Origin of the sequence: Haloarcula sp. K1 (assembly GCF_001647155.1) — an archaeon.
Taxonomy (GTDB): Archaea; Halobacteriota; Halobacteria; order Halobacteriales; family Haloarculaceae; genus Haloarcula; species Haloarcula hispanica.
Map to the genome: position 1 here is coordinate 823978 of NZ_LRHL01000043.1, position 17295 is coordinate 841272.

17 protein-coding genes are annotated in these 17295 nt (G+C 64.3%); 5 read left to right on the forward strand and 12 right to left on the reverse strand.

The window, feature by feature from the left end; translation table 11 throughout:
- Nucleotides 1-35: 35 nt before the first annotated feature.
- Together AV929_RS17655 and AV929_RS17660 are read right to left on the reverse strand one after the other, a co-directional pair.
- On the reverse strand, nucleotides 36-941 hold the full coding sequence (locus AV929_RS17655; protein WP_014041036.1) for a glycosyltransferase family 2 protein: 906 nt from the start codon (nucleotides 939-941) through the stop codon (nucleotides 36-38).
- A gap of 93 nt (nucleotides 942-1034) precedes the next feature.
- Nucleotides 1035-1739 carry a class I SAM-dependent methyltransferase gene (locus AV929_RS17660; protein ID WP_014041035.1) on the reverse strand — a complete coding sequence of 235 codons (705 nt, stop codon included), beginning with the start codon at nucleotides 1737-1739 and terminating at the stop codon, nucleotides 1035-1037.
- Between the two features lie 249 nt (nucleotides 1740-1988).
- Here AV929_RS17660 and AV929_RS17665 point away from each other — a divergent pair, with 249 nt between their 5' ends.
- The 3 genes from AV929_RS17665 to AV929_RS17675 are packed head-to-tail and all read left to right on the forward strand — an operon-like array spanning nucleotide 1989 to nucleotide 3839.
- Nucleotides 1989-2258, forward strand: coding sequence for a helix-turn-helix domain-containing protein (locus AV929_RS17665; RefSeq protein WP_004591318.1), 270 nt, complete (start codon nucleotides 1989-1991; stop codon nucleotides 2256-2258).
- Nucleotides 2259-2267: 9 nt separating this feature from the next.
- A complete protein-coding gene (locus AV929_RS17670; protein WP_050036927.1) occupies nucleotides 2268-3056 on the forward strand; it encodes an MBL fold metallo-hydrolase in 789 nt (262 codons plus the stop codon).
- 33 nt (nucleotides 3057-3089) lie between these two features.
- The gene (locus AV929_RS17675) at nucleotides 3090-3839 is read left to right on the forward strand and encodes a YkgJ family cysteine cluster protein (protein ID WP_050007046.1); all 750 of its coding nucleotides are present in this window, start codon (nucleotides 3090-3092) and stop codon (nucleotides 3837-3839) included.
- Nucleotides 3840-3841: 2 nt separating this feature from the next.
- Here the strand turns inward: AV929_RS17675 and AV929_RS17680 are convergent, their stop codons facing one another.
- A complete protein-coding gene (locus AV929_RS17680; protein WP_050007045.1) occupies nucleotides 3842-4240 on the reverse strand; it encodes a TRAM domain-containing protein in 399 nt (132 codons plus the stop codon).
- 253 nt (nucleotides 4241-4493) lie between these two features.
- Between AV929_RS17680 and AV929_RS17685 the strand changes: the two genes are divergently transcribed.
- Both AV929_RS17685 and AV929_RS17690 read left to right on the forward strand, forming a co-directional pair.
- Nucleotides 4494-4736 (forward strand): hypothetical protein, encoded by a 243-nt coding sequence (locus tag AV929_RS17685; RefSeq protein WP_050007044.1) that lies wholly within the window; start codon nucleotides 4494-4496, stop codon nucleotides 4734-4736.
- A 200-nt stretch (nucleotides 4737-4936) separates the two neighbouring features.
- Nucleotides 4937-6817, forward strand: coding sequence for a PAS domain S-box protein (locus AV929_RS17690; RefSeq protein WP_064288872.1), 1881 nt, complete (start codon nucleotides 4937-4939; stop codon nucleotides 6815-6817).
- A gap of 19 nt (nucleotides 6818-6836) precedes the next feature.
- Here AV929_RS17690 and AV929_RS17695 read toward each other — a convergent pair whose 3' ends face one another.
- The 9 genes from AV929_RS17695 to ppsA all read right to left on the reverse strand — a co-directional run bounded on the left by AV929_RS17695 (nucleotide 6837) and on the right by ppsA (nucleotide 17232).
- Nucleotides 6837-7442, reverse strand: a complete 606-nt coding sequence (locus AV929_RS17695) for a MarR family transcriptional regulator (protein ID WP_050036925.1) — start codon at nucleotides 7440-7442, stop codon at nucleotides 6837-6839.
- A 52-nt stretch (nucleotides 7443-7494) separates the two neighbouring features.
- Nucleotides 7495-8682 (reverse strand): SPFH domain-containing protein, encoded by a 1188-nt coding sequence (locus AV929_RS17700; protein WP_050036924.1) that lies wholly within the window; start codon nucleotides 8680-8682, stop codon nucleotides 7495-7497.
- Between the two features lie 71 nt (nucleotides 8683-8753).
- The gene (locus AV929_RS17705; RefSeq protein WP_064288873.1) at nucleotides 8754-9356 is read right to left on the reverse strand and encodes an NfeD family protein; all 603 of its coding nucleotides are present in this window, start codon (nucleotides 9354-9356) and stop codon (nucleotides 8754-8756) included.
- 73 nt (nucleotides 9357-9429) lie between these two features.
- Entirely contained in the window at nucleotides 9430-9801 is a 372-nt protein-coding gene (locus AV929_RS17710) for a hypothetical protein (protein ID WP_064288874.1), read from the reverse strand.
- Between the two features lie 45 nt (nucleotides 9802-9846).
- Nucleotides 9847-12000, reverse strand: coding sequence for a methionine--tRNA ligase (gene metG / locus AV929_RS17715; protein WP_014041026.1), 2154 nt, complete (start codon nucleotides 11998-12000; stop codon nucleotides 9847-9849).
- 65 nt (nucleotides 12001-12065) lie between these two features.
- On the reverse strand, nucleotides 12066-12650 hold the full coding sequence (locus AV929_RS17720) for a YqaA family protein (RefSeq protein ID WP_064288875.1): 585 nt from the start codon (nucleotides 12648-12650) through the stop codon (nucleotides 12066-12068).
- A 114-nt stretch (nucleotides 12651-12764) separates the two neighbouring features.
- Nucleotides 12765-13817, reverse strand: a complete 1053-nt coding sequence (gene mfnA / locus AV929_RS17725; RefSeq protein ID WP_064288876.1) for a tyrosine decarboxylase MfnA — start codon at nucleotides 13815-13817, stop codon at nucleotides 12765-12767.
- A 144-nt stretch (nucleotides 13818-13961) separates the two neighbouring features.
- A complete protein-coding gene (locus AV929_RS17730; protein ID WP_014041023.1) occupies nucleotides 13962-14864 on the reverse strand; it encodes a chemotaxis protein CheY in 903 nt (300 codons plus the stop codon).
- Nucleotides 14865-14922: 58 nt separating this feature from the next.
- Nucleotides 14923-17232, reverse strand: a complete 2310-nt coding sequence (gene ppsA / locus AV929_RS17735) for a phosphoenolpyruvate synthase (protein WP_064288877.1) — start codon at nucleotides 17230-17232, stop codon at nucleotides 14923-14925.
- Nucleotides 17233-17295: the final 63 nt, after the last annotated feature.

The window sequence follows — 17295 nt, forward strand, 5'->3', positions numbered from 1 at the left end:
GGTCGAACGGTTGCGGCCAGTACCGGTTACCGCTACTACCGCCAGTCGTACACAGTCACCGCGCGGTCCGCGCGCGCGGAGCGGCCGTTCGGGTTCCGACAGGGTGTCCGGTCGGTCACGCGTGCGCGGAGGCCGTCGACGATGCCGGACCCGACGCCGCCGAACACGTCCTGCCCGTTGCCGAGCCACTGCGACGGCGTCGTCTCCCCGCGCACGACATCGATCAGCGCGTCCGTCGCGTCACTCACCGCGTGGCTGAGGAGTCGCCGCAACACGGTTGGGCGGACGTTGTAGTTCTTCACCAGCCGGTAGGCGAGCGAGCGGTACTTCCAGTTCCAGTCGGTCTCCGTGGTGCCGCCGTCGGCCTCGAACTCGCGGCTGACGCACATCGCCGTGCTCCAGTCGACGCCGTAATCACTGGCGGCCATCCGGTGCGCGAAGTCCCGGGCGCTGCCAACGTTCAGGTACTCGTCGAACCCGTCGAGCGCTTCCAGCACCTCCGCGTCGAACGCGACGTTTCCGGGATTGAAATACGTCACGTCGCGGCCGGCTATCGTCCGCGTCTCCTCGGTTTCGGTCGTCATTCCGGCCCAGAGTTGCTGGTGTGTCGGCCCGGTGATGGCCTGGGTTGCCCCCGAGAGCCCGTTTTTCACCGCGTCAGCCCAGCCGGACTCGACCGAGAGAGCCTGGTGGACGAGCGCGATAACGTCTCCCGTTGCCCGGTCGATCCCTGCGTTGCGGGCGACCGTGACCGAGCGGTCGGCGATCTCGACGAGGATCGACACGTCGTCCCGGTCGCGGACCATGCCCGTCGTGCCGTCGGCCGACGGGCCGTTGACCACAATCACTTCGGCATCGGGAACCTGCTCGGTGAGTGCGTCCAGACAGCCGGACAGCTCCTCCCGGCCGTTCAACGTCGGGACCACTACCGAGATATCCATACCTCTGGGTACGGCGGCGAAGGCGCTTAAAAGTCGCGGGAGACGGACGGCGACATCCATTCAGGGAAAACGGGCTGTCCGAGCGGCGGCGAGCTACACATGGGTGTTCCAGTACGACACCGATGCCAGCTTTTCGCCGAGTGGCGTGCCGCCGAGCGCCGTATCGAGCGAGCGGAACGAGGCGGCCAGTTCGTTCGGAATCTTCCGGTAGAATCCGTAGGGAAGCAGCCAGTCGTGGTTCGCCTCGGTCAGTTCCAGTCCGGCTCCGTCCAGCAGCCGGTCGATCTCCCAGCGGGAGTAGAGCCGCGACCCCATCGGGAGCGCCCAGTTGTATATCGACCGGGTCGAAAACCGGTTGAACGTATCGAAGAAGACCTGTTCCTTCGAGACGCGGCGCATCTCAGCGAGGAACGCCGCCGGCGTGTCCGCCAGATGGAAAAAGCGCATCGCAAACACGGTGTCGAAGTGGTCGTCCGGGAACGGGAGCCGGGCCGCATCACCCCGCATGAACTCGACACGGTCGTCGACACCAGTCGCCTGTGCTTTCTCACGGCCCTGCTGGAGCATCGGTCCTGAGATGTCCAGTCCGGTGATGTTCGCGCCGCGCTCGGCCAGCATCACAGTGAACCGTCCGGTTCCGCAAGCTACCTCTAACACGTCCTTGTCGGCCACGGGGCCGATTGCGTCGAGGACGGCCTGTTTCTCGCGTCGGTCGATAAGCCGACCGCCACGGGAGAACCGCTTGGCCTCGTACTCTTCGGCCACGGTGTCGGCCTGATACCACTCCTGCCCTTTCACGGTGTATTGCTCACCCCGCGGGGGATAAAACGATACTGGAATCCCCTTTCATCGGTTTGGCTGTTTTCCAGTCAGGTCAGATCCGCTCGCGCTCTCGGCCCTGATAGTTCTGGTCGTACTTTCCGGATAGCGACGAGAACCGCACGATGGCGGTTCTGTATAAGGACACATTAAACACTTCATAGAATCTGTATTGTTTGGTCATGCATATAGCCAAGTTTTACCAGTAAGTCTGGAATATCAGCCACTATGAGCGCATTAACTGAAAACGCTGCACCAGCACCTTTCACCGACGAGGAGTTCCGCGACACCCTGCGTGAACTCCCGCCGAGCGCGAAGCTCGTCGCGAAGGTGCTGGAGGACGACGCCCCGCTGTCACAGGGCGAACTAGCCGAGAACTCGCTGCTCCCGGACCGGACTGTCAGGTACGCCCTGAACCGACTGGAGGAGTCAGAGCTGGTCGACTCGCGGTACAGCTTCACTGACGCACGCAAACAGGTTTATTTCCTCACAGTCTGACCCGTCGGTATGGACTGGCAGCGGGCCGACGTGCCCGTCCCGACGCGGGCACCGACCGGCACCACGGCGGTATACGTTTGCGGCGACGAGGCGGCTCTTCTCGTGGACCCCGCGGATACGGATGATGCGCTCGATTCGCTTCTCAGTGACCGCACCCTCGCTCACATTGCGCTCACACACTACCACCCTGACCACGCCGGTGCCGTCGCACACTACGCCAGAGAGACGAACGCGACGGTCTGGGCGCGGCGTGGCCGGGCGACCGCATTCGAGGCTGCGACCGGCGTTACCCCTGACAAACTGTTCAGCGACGGGACGACGATTCCGACCGACGCCGGCCCGGTGACCGTCCTCGACACGCCGGGCCACGCGCCGGAGCACGTCGCCTTCGCAACTGACGGGACCGTCGTCTCCGGCGACCTCGCCGTGGCCGAGGGCAGCGTCGTCGTCGGCGCACCAGAGGGCGACGTTCGGGCCTATCTCGCGTCACTGCGGCGACTCCACGCCAGAAACCCCGACGTGCTGTTACCGGGCCATGGCCCGCGTATCGAGACGCCGCGGGAGACCTGTGCGCGCCTCATCAGCCACCGACTGGAGCGCGAGCAACGTGTTCGGGCGGCTGTCAACGACGACGGGGCCGACACACTCGACGAAATCCTCGACGCCGCCTACGAAAAGGACCTTACCGGGGTGCGCGACCTGGCCCGCGCGACAGTGCTGGCTCACCTCGAAAAGCTCGCCGTCGAGGGCACTGTTTCGTGGGACGGTGCCCGGGCTATACCGAACCCGGCGGAGTGACGCCTTTTTGCCCGTCGGCCCGCTACCACGGCTGTGGACTCCCTGGAAACCGAACTCGAACGGGCCCGCGCGCTCGACGAGTCGGAACTGGCCGACGCTATCGAGACCATCGGGTTCGAATGCACCCGCTGTGGGGCCTGCTGCAAGGCCGAGTCGGCGTGTGGCGAGAGGGGAGAGGGTGCCGACGAGACGGACAGAGTCGCCGGTGGTGCCGGTGAGAATGAGAACGACGGCTCTGGAGAAACCGACGCCGAACCCCACACGGCGACGGTGTTTCCCGACGAGATCAGGCAGCTACAGTCCGCCGGGGAGTACGACTTCCGTGACGTCGCCCGCCCGATGCCGTACGGACTGGCCGACGGCCCGGACGGCCCCGAGGGTGAGACGTTCGAGTGGGCGCTCCAGACTGACGACTGCGGCGACTGCACGTTCTACGCTGAAGACGACGATGGCACGGGTGCCTGTACGGTCCACGGCGACCGCCCGCTCATCTGCCGGACCTACCCGTTCAGCGTCGCGCTGGGCGGGACGAGCCAGCCGATGGGCGAAGCCGTCGACGAGGAGGGGATGGTCCGGGCTCACGAATGTGAGGGACTCGGCCGGGATATCTCCAGAGCCGACGCCGAGGAGTTGGCGGCGGCGCTCAAGGAACGCGCCGTTCGGGAACTCGAAGAAGCCATCGGCGTCCGCGACAACTACCGGCCCGTCGACCCGTCAGCCGGACAGGTCGTCGTCCACGACTCCGAAGGGGCAAAGCGCCCCGACGGCAGTGCCTACGAGTAGTTTCAGACGTCGTCGATGATCTCGCCGACCGCGAAGTTCGACTTGACTTCGGTAACTTCGATCTTGACTCGTTCGTCGATTTCAGCCCCCGGAACGATGATGACGTAGCCGCGTTCGACGCGGGCGATGCCGTCGCCCTGCTTCCCGATGTCTTCGATCTCGACGTAGCGCGTTTCGCCCGGTTCGACCGGCGGCTGTGGCTGGTCCGGTGGCGTGTCTGACACCGTCTCCTCCTCCGTCTCTGTCCCCTCGTCTGCGGAGATGAGCGCAACACGATAGGTACTGCCCGAGTCGACTGCGCCCGTCTCGATCTCTCGACGCGGGACCTCCACGACGTACCGGTCCCCCTCGTCGCGGATATCGGCACTGAACAGACACAGCAGTTGATCCGAGATTTCCAATGTGATAGACCTCCGTTCGGCCACAAAACGGGCCATTACTAAAGAACTGCCGGAGCGAACGACTGTGACCGTCTCAACTGCGGAGCGACGACGGGCGCTCACGGTGTTTCCCGCCTGTACCAACTACCTGTCGCGTGGCCCAACTCGCGGCAGTATCCCCGCTTGGAGCGAGTGAAAACCGCAAGACTGCGAGCCGTTAACCGTCTGTACCAAATCCCATAAGGGTGTCTCGGTACTGCTAGTACCTGTACTAATGAGCGCCACCGCACAAACCCCCGACAGTCCGCTCTCGGACAAGCAGCGACGTATTCTGGAGTATCTCCGTTCCAATGCTGACGACCAGACGTATTTCAAATCGCGGCTTATCGGCGACGAACTCGACCTTTCGGCCAAGGAGGTCGGGACCAATATGACCGCCATCGCCGACGGCGACCACGATCTGGCCGTCGAGAAGTGGGGCTACTCCTCCTCGACGACGTGGATGGTCGAGACCTGAACCGGTGCCGGTTCGACCGCGGATACATCCCCACTCTCACTCGGTCGTCCGAGTGAGTGCAAACTGTATCTTACTCTAGAGAAGGCTCGGTGCCGTCGCTCATTCATCGTTTCAGACGATTTATCCCTGATATATCCAGACATATTGTAAGTGGTGAATGTCTATATTGATAACCATTGAAGCCATAGTTGTACACATCAATGGGCGAGGCTGGCTCCGCTATCCGGGTGCTTCACGTCGACGACGACCGGCAGTACGCAGAGACGACAGCGGCATTCCTCACGCGAGAGCGTCCTGCGTTCGACATCGAGACCGCAACGAGTGCAGCAGCGGGCCTGCGTCTGCTCGAAACAGAGCCGGTCGACTGTATCGTTTCCGACTACGAAATGCCCGGCGAGAACGGCATCGACTTCCTCGAATCTGTCCGCGAGGACTACCCTGACCTCCCGTTTATCCTGTACACAGGTCGCGGCAGCGAGGCAGTCGCCGGTGACGCTATCTCCGCGGGCGTCACAGACTATCTACAGAAGACGTCAGACACCAGCCACTACGCCCTTCTCGCGAACCGCATCGTCAACGCCGTCGAACAGTACCGGTCACAGCGCGCCCTCGAAGCGAGTAAAGACAGGCTCTCGCTGTTTATCGACCAGTCGCCGCTCGGGTTCGTCGAGTATAACCAAGACTTCGAAATCGTCCGCGTCAACGACACTCTCACAGAGATATTCGGCTACACCGAGGAGGAACTGGTCGGCGAGACGTGGGAGGTGTTCGTCAGCGAGGAAAGCTACGACCACGTCGACGCGGTCACGTCCGCACTTAGCGAGGCCAGCGGTGGCTACCACAGCGTCAACGAGAACGTCCGGAAGGGCGGGGAGCGTATCATGGTCGAGTGGCACAATCGCCTCGTCACTGACGACTCGGGCGATGTCGTTACCATCTTCTCGCACTGCCAGGACGTCACGGAGCGCATCGAGCACGAACAGAACCTCGCCCAGTTACGGGACTTCTTCGCCGAGGCGGAGGAACTCGGCGACCTCGGTGCCTGGGAGTTCGACGAAACCGGGACGTTGACCTGGACAGCGGGCACTCGCCGTATCCACGGAGTCGACGACGACTTCGATCCGACAATCGAAGAGGGACTGTCCTTCTATCATCCCGAAGACAGGGAGATGGTTTCGGACGCCGTCGATGCGGCCCTCGAAGACGGGGAACCGTACGATATCGAGACCAGGCTCATCACCGCAACAGGCGACTGTCGGTGGGTCCGGACCCACGGCAAACGCGTCGAAGGCGCGGAGAAGCGGACAGTTCGGGGGTTCATCCAGGATATCACCGAACAGAAGGAGCGCGAACGCAGACTCCGCGTTCAGAACGATCGACTGGAGTCCTTCGCCAGCGTCGTCAGCCACGACCTTCAGGGGCCACTGACAGTCGCACAGGGCCACTTGGAGTTGGCCCAACAGGCAGTGACCAACGACCACCTCGACAGTATCGACGACGCCCACGAGCGGATGCAGACGCTCATTGACGATATCCTGACGCTGGCACGGGACGGACGCGAGGCGACGACCACCGAGCCCGTCAGTTTACAGACCGCCGCAAGCGCGTGCTGGGAGACTATCGGGACAGAGAACGGGACTCTGGTGACCGGTACGGACAGTGTCGTCGTTGCTGACCCCCGCCGATTGCAGCGCCTGCTGGAAAACCTGTTTCGGAACTGCGTGGCACACGGGTCGGAACCCTCGCTCTCGCAGATGCACGAAAACAGCATGGAGCAGGGCTCTGTGGGCAGTCCGGGACAGTCCGACGAGATCGTCGAAAGCGATACCGGAGTGACGGTTACTGTCGGTGACATCGACGACGCCAGCGGTTTCTACGTCGCTGATGACGGTCCGGGGGTTCCAGAAGACGAGCGAGACACGGTGTTCGAAGCGGGCTACTCGACCGCGCCCGAAGGCACCGGCTTCGGCCTCGCAATCGTGGCCGATATCGCCGCCGTCCACGGCTGGGATGTCAGTGTGACCGACAGCGAGTCGGGCGGAGCCAGGTTCGAAATTACCGGTGTTGACCGAGAGACGTAACTCGGCGGAAAGAATCAGCTCAGGGATCGTACCGCAGCAGTGAGTCGGCCTCGCCCGCTAGCTCGGCAACATCGTCATCGAACGAATCGGCGTACCGGATAAGCAGTGTCAACACTGTCTCTGGCTCGGTCACCGCGTACCCGTCTTCTCGGGACAGCAGTCCGGCGGACTCCAGGTCGCCGGCGTAGTTGCTCACCGTCGGCCGCGAAACGTCCAGTTCGGTGGCCAGTTCAGAGGCCGTCACGTCCGGACGGCGAAGGAGCGTGACGAGCATCCCGCGGGCTGTCGAGCGTCGCAGGTAGCCAAGCGCCACCTGTTCGAACTCGGAGAACTGGCCAGCCGGGAAGTACCGCCGGTAGTCGCCGTCCTTCTGTGAGGCGACGACGTCCTCGTTTTCCAGCCGGTGGAGGTGATGCTGGGCCTCGCCGGTCCCGAGTTTGAGGTCGTCGCGAAGCTTCGAGAAGTGCGTCCCGGGATGTGCGGAGACGTACCCGGCGATGGCGTCGGGCGCGTCGCTCTCGCTCCCGCTATCGCCGAAGCGGGCAAACGGGCTCGCTGCACCGAGGGCGGCAAAGCGACGGAGCGTCGCCCGCTTGTCCTCGTCCACGTCGCCCTCACGCGTCATTGCTACCGAAAAGGTGGGTCGGTAATAAAACGTCTTCGCCTGGTTATCAGGACTAGTCGTCCTTGTCGACTTCCGACGTTCGCGTCGTGTCGTCGGGGCCGCCGGCCACGTCAGTCGTGCCCGAGTCGTCGTCGATTTCGGCGTCCATCTCCTGAATCATCTCGTCGGCGCTGTCGAGGCCACTGTCCTGGCCCTCCTTGATCTTCTGGGCTTCCTCTTCCATCGCTTCGACGTCGACCTGCGCTTCCTCGTCGATCTGGCCGAGGATTTCCTCGATGTCGTCCAGACCGAGCATCTCGCGGGTCTCGTCGTCGAAGTCGAGCGCTTCCAGCGCGTGCCCGTTCTCCTTCACGTCCGAGCCCTGGAGGTGCTTGCCGTAGCGGCCCACCAGCGAGGTGAGCTCCTGCGGGAGGATGAACTTCGTCGACTCGCCCTGGCCGATCTCGGCGAGCGTCTCCATCCCCTTGTCGATGACGGCGCGCTCGCCCATCGATTCGGCGGATTTCGCGCGGAGGACGGTCGAGATTGCGTCACCCTGGGCTTCCAGAATCTGGCTCTGCTTCTCACCCTGCGCGCGGATGATGTTGGACTGCTTGTCACCTTCCGCCGTCTCGATGGCGGAGCGCCGTTCACCCTGGGCTTCCAGAATCATGGCACGGCGTTTCCGCTCGGCGGAGGTCTGTTGCTCCATGGCCTGCTGGACGTCCTTGGACGGGTTGACCTCGCGGACCTCCACGCTCTCGACGCGGACACCCCACTCGTCGGTGGGTTCGTCGAGTTCTTTCCGGATTCGGGCGTTGATTTCGCCCCGCTTGTTCAGCGTGTCGTCCAGCTCCATGTCACCCAGCACGGCACGGAGGGTCGTCTGGGCGAGGTTGGAGACGGCACGCTCGTAGTTATCGACTTCGAGGAACGCCTTCTTCGGGTCCATCACCTTGATGTAGACGACGGCGTCGGCGGTCACCGGCGAGTTGTCGCGGGTGATTGCCTCCTGCCGTGGCACGTCGAGCGTCTGGGTACGCATGTCGAACCGCGTCACGTCTGAGACGAAGGGGTAGATGAAGTGAATCCCCTGGTCGAGGACGCCGCGATAGGTGCCGAGGACCGTGTAGGCACCTTTCTGGTACGGGCGGATGATCACGACGCTGGAGTACACCAGCGCGATGGCGATCAGGAGGAAGATTACGGTAACGAAACCGATGAGTCCTCCGGGTTGTAGCGGTGCTGTCGCGGGGAACATGACAGTCAAACCTCCGGAGCGCTCAAGGAAAAGGCTTCGGTGTCCCTGTCACAAACTACCGAATTACACACCTACGCCCGCTCCGACTCTCGCTCCGGTTCGGTGTCGTCGCTCTCGTTGCCCCGGTTTCGATCACGTTCGAGTGCGCGGTCGATTTCGTCGCTCGCCGACTCTACCGGCTCGACATCCAGCACGTTCCCGCCGCCGGGGTCGATGACGATGACCTCCGTTCCCTCCTCTATCGGGTCGCCGGAACTGCGGGCCTGATAGTACGGATTGAAGCCGCCGTCTTCCAGTTTGACCTCGCCGTCACTTCGGGTCACGCGCTCGGTCACAGTCCCGAACTGGCCAGTAAGCGAGTCGGAACTGAGCGTTTGGCCGCGGCCCGGCGCGGCGAAATCGAGCTTTCGATACCCCCAGAGCGTGACCGCCGTGGTCGCCAGGACGATGACTGTGAGGATGAGCGGCGCGAAGATACCCAGGCTCGCTGGGATGAACAGCCCGACCAGCCCCGCCGTCAGCAGGGCCACGCCGAGGACGAAAAAGTGGGTCCCAGGGGCGAGCGCTTCGCCCACGATGAGGCCCGCGCCGGCCAGAAACAGCAGAATGGAGAGCGACATACCTAACAGTGGTTCGGCCTGCAGTGGGGCAACTGCCGCCAGCGGGTTCACCATGCCCCGACTTAGTGTCGGAGCAGGATTAAGTGTCGGGGTAGAGAGCGCGACTCTGAAGGCACCGGTGCAGGTCTTACGCGTCGCTCGTCCGGACAAAGAACCCGTACAGTACAGCGGTTCCGAGCGCGACAGACAGGACCACGCCGCCGAGTATGGACGGCGCGTACATCTCCGCCCCGAGGAACATCCGTCCGAGGGCGAGAATCGCGATGCAGACCCCTAGCGCGACGAAGACAACGTTCTCAGGCTTCGGCGCATCGGGAGTCACTTCCAGGTCCGGGGCGAACGAGCCGGCGACCGCGCCCTCCTCCTCGTCGGCTGCGTCCGTATCGGCCGCGTCACCGTCGACCTGAATCATGTCGGCTTCCGTCGCCAGTTCGTACTCCTCGGTGAACGTGTCACCCGTAGCGGCCGCATCGTCTCGTGCGGCCCCGTCGTCATCCATGGTCCGCGGTACGTGCCGTGACTACAAAAGCGCTGGCGACTGGGCTTACTTGATGCGGGTCCCCAGCGGCGCGTCCTCGTGAGTCGTCAGCAGGTCCGCCTCGTCGCCGGCGGCCAGCACCATCCCGTTGGATTCGATGCCGAACAGCTCGGCTTTCTCCATGTTCGCAAGCAGGATGACGCGCGTCCCGGGGAGGGCCTCGGCGTCGTGGAGCTGTCGGAGGCCGGCGACGACCTGCCGGACCTCGTGGCCGATATCGACTTCCAGCCGCAGGAGCTTGTCCGCGCCCTCGACCGGCTCGGCGCTGCGGATCTCGCCGACGCGCATGTCGACGCCCTCGAAGTCCTCGAAGCTGATGCGGTCCTCGACGAGGGGCTGGAGGTCGGCGGTGTCCACGTCGCCGTCGTCCACTTCGTCTCCGGCGGCTTCGCCGCCTTCATTCGAGGCTTCTGCCGAAGCCTCGCTGGCCTCCTCGACCCGTTCCTGCAGTTCCTCGTTCAGCGCCTCGATGTGGTCGTCCTCGACCTGTTCGAATAGCTCCGCGGGCTCGCCGAACTCGGCCGGCGGCGCTTCGAGCGCGCTGTCGAGGGTCACGTCGGCGACGGAGCCCTGCTCGCCGAGCTGGCCCCAGAGGCGCTCGGCCTTGCCTGGCAGAACGGGCTGCATGAGCACCGCGACAGCCTTCGTTAGCTGGACGCAGTCACGGATGACCTGCTCGGCGCGCTCGGGGTCGTCGTCGACGAGGTTCCAGGGCTCGTTGCGCTGGATGTACTCGTTGCCGTAGTTCGAGAGTTCGATGGCGATTTCGGCGAGTTCGCGCACGTCGTACTCCCGAACGGCGGCCTCGAAGTCCTCGATGGCCGACTCGATTCGGTCGCGCACGTCGTCGCTGACGGGCGCGTCGGGCGTCCCGTCGTAGTTGCGCTCGGCGAACAGCAGCGAGCGGTAGATGAAGTTGCCGACGTTGCCGACGAGTTCGCCGTTGACCCGCTCCTGGAAGCGGTCCCAGGAGAAGTCCACGTCGGTGTCGATCTGTGCGCCAGTGGCGATGTAGTACCGGAACAGGTCGGGGTGGAAGCCGGCATCGAGGTACTCGTCGGCCCAGACAGCGCGGTTGCGCGAGGTCGAGAGCGCCTTGCCGTCGATGCCGACGAACCCGGTCGCCAGAATCGACCGGGGCTCGTTGTAGCCCGCCCCGCGAAGCATCGCCGGCCAGAACACCGCGTGGTGCTGGATGATGTCGCGCCCGATGACGTGGATGATTTCGCCGTTGTCGTCGGACCACTCGTCGTCCCACTCGGTGCCGTGGTGCTCCTCGCCGTCGACCTTCCAGACCTGCTCCCAGTCGTACTCGTCGTCGCCGACGCGCTCGGCGTACTGCTTCGTCGAGGCCACGTATTCGATTGGTGCATCGACCCAGACGTACAGCACCAGTTCGTCGCCGCCATCGACGTCCTCCGGATAATCGACGCCCCAGTCCATGTCCCGCGTGATACAGAGGTCCTGCAGTTCGCCCTCGATCCACTCGCGGGGCTGGTTCTGGGCGTTGTCGGTGCCTTCCAGGCGGTCGAGGAAGCCCTGGAGGTACTCCTGGAAGTCTGCAAGCCGGAGGAACTTGTGTTCGCGGGTGCGGTACTCGGCGGGGTTGCCGGTCAGCGTCGACACCGGGTCCTCGATCTCGCCGGGCTCGAGGTGGCGCTGGCACCCCTCGTCGCACTCGTCGCCGCGGGCCTGTTCCCCGCAGTAGGGACAGGTCCCTTCGACGTAGCGGTCGGGGAGGGGCTGGTCCTCCTCGGTGTCCCAGGCGACCTCGATCTCCTTCTCGTGGACGTGGTCGTTTTCGACCCACGAGCGGACGAACTCCTGGGTGAGTTCGACGTTGGTCTCGTCGTCGGTGTGCCCGTAGTTGTCGAACTCGATGTTGAACTGCGGGAACGTCTCGGCGTAGGTCTCGTGGAAGTCAAGCGCGAACTCCCGCGGCTCGACACCCTCCTCGGCGGCGTTGACCGCTACCGGTGTACCGTGCATGTCCGACCCCGAAACGAACGCTGTCTGCTGGCCGATTCGCCGGAGGGAGCGCGACAGCGCGTCCCCGTCGACGTACGTCCGGAGGTGGCCGACGTGCAAGTCACCGTTCGCGTAGGGCAACCCACAGGTCACGACCGCCGGCTGGTCCGTCGGAAACTCGTCGTTGCTCATACCTGTTCGTGTGCCACCGACGGGTCAAAAGGGGGTTGGTTTCGGCGTGGTGGCCGCGCTCCGGGTCACAGCAGCACGAGTGTGCCGCCGGCAAGCCCGAGCGTCACGACGAGCCGCCCGGCACTGCCGAAGAACGTCGCCGCGCCGAACCGATAGTAGTCGCGTTCGAGGACGGTAAACGCGTAGATAGAGATCGTATCGGGGAAGAAGGGAACACAGAGCGCGAGCGCCAGGCCGACGTAGCCGTACTTCTGTGCGAGCTGTACCGTCTTCTTCTCCGACCATTCGATGATATTGAACCGTGAGCGCTTGATCCAGCGCACGAGTGGGCCGTACTCCTTTGCCTCCTGACCGATGTGGAAGGCGACGAGACTGCCGAACGCCTTCCCGAGACCACTGACGAGGATAATCGCCACCAGATTCCCGTTCGTAGAGAGTCCAAGCCGAAGCGTTTCGGCCGGAACTAGTACAACTTCGCTCGGGAGTGGGAGAATGAACGCGATCAGAAACGAGTACACCGCGATGATACCCAGTCCGGTTGGACCGGTGGCCGTACAGACGGCCTCTTCCAGCGGCGACAGTGGAGTGCCGGCGGTCGTACAGTCACCGATGAAGGCAATGAACGCTGTGGTCGGTACTACCAGGTCCACGACCCTCTGTAGCAAACAGGCACTTCTAAACCTTCGTATGTCTTCTCGGGAGTAGTCAATACCAGTATGTTCGGGACCGAGGGCGGCGACGCAGTACCAGTCGAGGTCCGCGATTCAGTACCAGTCGAGGTCCGCCACGAACGACCGCAGCATCGACCGCGTAACGTGGGGCATACACACGACACGCATCTCGCCAGCCCCGGTCTTTGAGACCCGCCAGCCGCGGTCCCGGAGTTCGTCGGTCATCGGCATCGAGAGATCGGCCGCGACAAGCGGAAGCTCGGGGCCGACCACGTCGTGGCCCCGCGCCGACAGCTGGTCGGCCAGCCAGTCGGCGTTGGCCATCGACGTTTCGTACTGCTGCTCGTAGCCAGCCGGCCACAGCGACTCCATCGCCGCGACGGCGGAGGCCACGCCAGCGCCCGAGCGCGTGCCGGTCAGCGTGAGCTGGTCAGTCGACTCCAGATATGGCGTTTCGACGGCGAGTTGATCAAGCAGTGATCGGTCGCGCGCGAGTAGCCCGCCGGCGGGGACCGCCGCCTGCCCGACCTTGTGCGGGTCAATCGTCATCGTGTCGATGTTCGCGTGGCCGAAGTGCCAGTCGTGGTCGGTGAAGGGGAGGTAGAAACCACCCCACGCGGCGTCAACGTGACAGAGTGCGTCGACCGTCTCGGCGAGGTCGGCGATGGCCGGAATCGGGTCGACGTAGCCGTACTCGGTCGAACCAGCGACGCCGACGACACACACCGTGTCCTCGTCAACGAGTTCACCCATCGCTTCCATGTTGGCGCGGTAGTCCGTCGCCGGCGCGGTCCGCAGTTCCACACCGAGTACGTCAGCGGCCTTGGTAAAGGAGAAGTGTGCGTGGACGGGCGCAACTATGTTCGGGTCGTCCGTATCGGCGCGGTTACGAGCAATACGTATCGCCTGGAGGTTGGCCTCCGTGCCGCCCGAGGCGACGTAGCCCGCGGGGTCCGAGAGCCCGGTGATGTCGCCGAGATAGTCGACGGCCTCGCGTTCCAGGTCGGCGATGGTCTCGTACGTACCGGGGTCCCCGGGGTTCGTCGCGAGGAAGCGTTCCGCCGCTTCGCGTGCCGACGGATGCGGCACCGTACACATCGACGAGAGGACGCGCTCGAAGTCCTGTGGCTCTGCCCGCTGGAGCATCTATCGCGAGTATAGAGGGGGAGCGGTTTAGCCGTTGTGCTCGGGCATGTCCGTTGTCTGCTGTTTATTCGCCCTGACGGCGAAACGGTGGCCAGAACGGGGCAGCCGTCCGTAGTTGGTCCTGTAGCGCTCGTCCCGACCGAATTACCAGTTCGACGGCCCGATCTTCTTCGTCGCCTTCGCTCGAAAGCCCGTGGGACCGATCAGCGACTCGAAGACGGTCTGGCGCTCGGTGTCGAGCGCGCCGCCGAAGGAGCCGACCCGCATCGTCCGGTACGTCTCGAACCCCTTGTCGTTGGAGTAGAAGTAGACGCTGCCGTGCAGCAGGCCGTGGATGAGTTCGTCCGAGCGCACGTCGCCCGCGGGCCGGTCGAGTTTGACGAAGGCCACGGTCCCCCAGTTGACGACCGCCTCCCGGAGCCCCATGAGGAACGCGATTTCGTGGTTCTGGGGCAGACCGAACTCCGTCGCTCGTTCGAGGTCGGTCAGCGAGTCGATGACGATGAGCGTCTCCGCGGCGTCGCTTACCCGGTCGCTGATGTCGGCGAGCAGTTTCTCGAAGGTCCCCTCGTCGGGCTCCGACTCTGGTGGCTCCGCGTCGGGCTGTTCGATTTCGGCGTCGCTCCGTCGCGCATCGAACAGCGGCTCCGGAACCGGCAACAGCTCCATGAAACGCTGGGAGAAGTCCGCGACGGTCATGTTGTCCGTGAGCGTGTCGAACTGATAGCCGTCGAGCACGGCGTCAAGTTCGCTGTAGACGTGTTCGCGGTCGTGCGAGAGCGTGATGTAGGTCACCGAGTCGGGAATCGCCTCGCTGCGCCGGGCAACGCTGTTCGGGACCATCTCGGGCCGGTGTTTCGCGAGCATCAGCGTCGCGAGACTCGTGTAGGTGAACGCATCGCCGCCCGCGTCCGACGCCCCGGCCAGCAGGACCGTGCTCCCGGTCGGAATCCCGCGGACCTGTCCGTCCAGTCCGGGGATGCCGAAGGGGATGTAGGACACACCGGAACTGATACTCTTGGCTTCCGGTGTCGATTCGGGTGCCATACCGCAACGAAGCGAACGGTGCAAAAAAATCTGCTGGCTACGTCGGGCGGCCGCGGCCTCAGCGGACCGATTCCAGCAGGAGGCGCTGCTCGACGCGCTTGACCTCGTGCTGGACGTCACGCACGGCGTCGATGTTCGGCGAGATAGAGGTGACTCCCTCGTCGACGAGGAAGTCGACCATCTGGGGCTTCGAGGCGGCCTGGCCACAGATGCTCGTGGCGACGTCGTGCTCGCGGCAGGTCCCGATGACCTGGCGCATGAGTTCGAGAACGGCCGGGTGAAGTTCGTCGAAGCGGTCGGCGACGTTGCCGTTGTTGCGGTCGACGGCCAGCGTGTACTGCGTGAGGTCGTTCGTCCCGAAGGAGACGAAGTCGATACCGGCCTCACAGATGTCTTCGATGGACAGCGCGCTCGCCGGCGTCTCGACCATGACGCCCCAGTCGCGCTTCTCGGGGTCGATGCCGACCTCCTGCATCAGCGCCTTCGCCCGCAGGATGTCCTCGGCGTCGGTCACCAGCGGGAGCATCAGTTCGACGTTGTCGTAGCCGAGGTCGTACAGGCGCTCGAACGCCCGGAGTTCGAGCTTGAACTCGCCGGGTCGGTCAAGCGAGCGCCGGATGCCCCGATAGCCGAGCATCGGGTTGTGCTCGCTCGGCTCGTCTTCGCCGCCCTGGAGCTGGCGGAACTCGTCGGATGGGGCATCGAGGGTCCGGACGCGGACCGGCCGCGGGTAGAACGCCTCGGCAACCGAGCGGACCCCCTCGACGATTTCGTCGACGTAGGCGCGCTCGCCGTGGTCCTCGACGTAGCGCGAGGGCGTCTTGTCCGTCGAGAGGATCATGTGCTCGATGCGCAGCAGGCCGACGCCGTCAGCCCCCGTCGCGGCGGCCCGTTCGGCGGCCTCCGGAATGGAGACGTTGACCTTGACCTCCGTTCCGGTCATCGGTTTGACGGGCGAGTGTGCCTCGACCGGCCCGGCATCCTCTTCCTCGCCGGTCGTCTCGGGAACCTTGGCCCCTTTCTCGACTGTGCCCTTGTCGCCGTCGAGCGTGACCGTTTCGCCGTCCCGGAGTTTCTGTGTCGCGTCCTCGGCACCGACGACGGCTGGAACGCCGAGTTCACGGGAGACGATGGCTGCGTGGCTGGTCATCCCGCCCTCGTCGGTGATGATACCGTTGGCGCGTTTCATCGCCGGGACCATGTCCGGCGTGGTCATCTCGGCGACGATGATGTCGCCGTCCTCGACCTTGTCGAGGTTGTCGAGTTTGTCGACGATGCGGACGACGCCAGTGACCCGGCCCGGCGCGGAGCCGATTCCGGAGAGCCGGACCGACTCCGACTGGCTCTCCATCGCTCCGCCGTCGGCGACACCCGATTTTGCCCCCGGCGGTTGACTCTCGGCTTCGTTGGCCGAGCCGGCGCTCCCTTCAGGATCGTCGATAGTGGTGATCGGGCGGGACTGCAGCAGGTACACCTCCCCCTCGTAGACCGCCCACTCCACGTCCTGTGGTGTATCGTAATGGTCTTCGACGCGCTCACCGATTTCGATGAGCCGGTGAATCTCGTCCTCCGAGAGGACGCGCTCGTTGCGCTTCTCCTCGGGGACGGAGCGCTCGATTGTCTCGCCGTCTTCTCCCCGAACACACATCACCTTCTTGTCGGCGACGGTCACCTCGTCGATGGTGCCCGTCTCGCGGTCGACGATGTAGTTGTCGGGCGAAACCGCACCGGAGACGACCGCCTCGCCCAGTCCCCACGCGGCCTCGGTGATGGCCGTCGGGCCACCGGTCGAGGGATGACTGGTGAACATGACGCCGGATTTCTCCGCGTCGACCATCTGCTGGACGACGACGGCGATGTCCACGGCGTCGTGTGCGAAGTCGTTCTCGTTGCGGTAGTAGATAGCCCGCTGTGTGAACAGCGAGGCCCAGCACTCCTTGACTCGCTGCAGGAGGTCCGCACGCGAGACGTTCAGGTACGTGTCCTGCTGGCCGGCGAAGGAGGCGTCCGGGAGGTCCTCGGCAGTTGCCGAAGACCGCACCGCAACGTCCTCGTCGCCCATCTCGTCGTATGCAGCCAGCAGGTCCTCGCGGACCGACGGTGGGGTGTCGGTTTCCAGGATCAACTCCTGAGCGCGTTCGGCTGCCTCGGCCAGCGCCTGCGAGTCGTCGCTGTCGACATCGACGGCCTCGAACAGCGGCTCGTCGATTCCAGTTGCTTCGATGAACGACCGATACGTGTCGGCGGTAACGACGAACGCCGACGGAACGGGCAGGCCCGCTCCGGTCAGTTCTCCGAGAGACGCCGCCTTGCCGCCGACCCGCGCCAGGTCGTCGGCACCGATTTCGTCGAGCCACAGTGTTGGCATGGACTCATTCGTACCATCTTCAACGACAATTAAGGATGTTCCGGTTGCAACCAGTGAGAGATC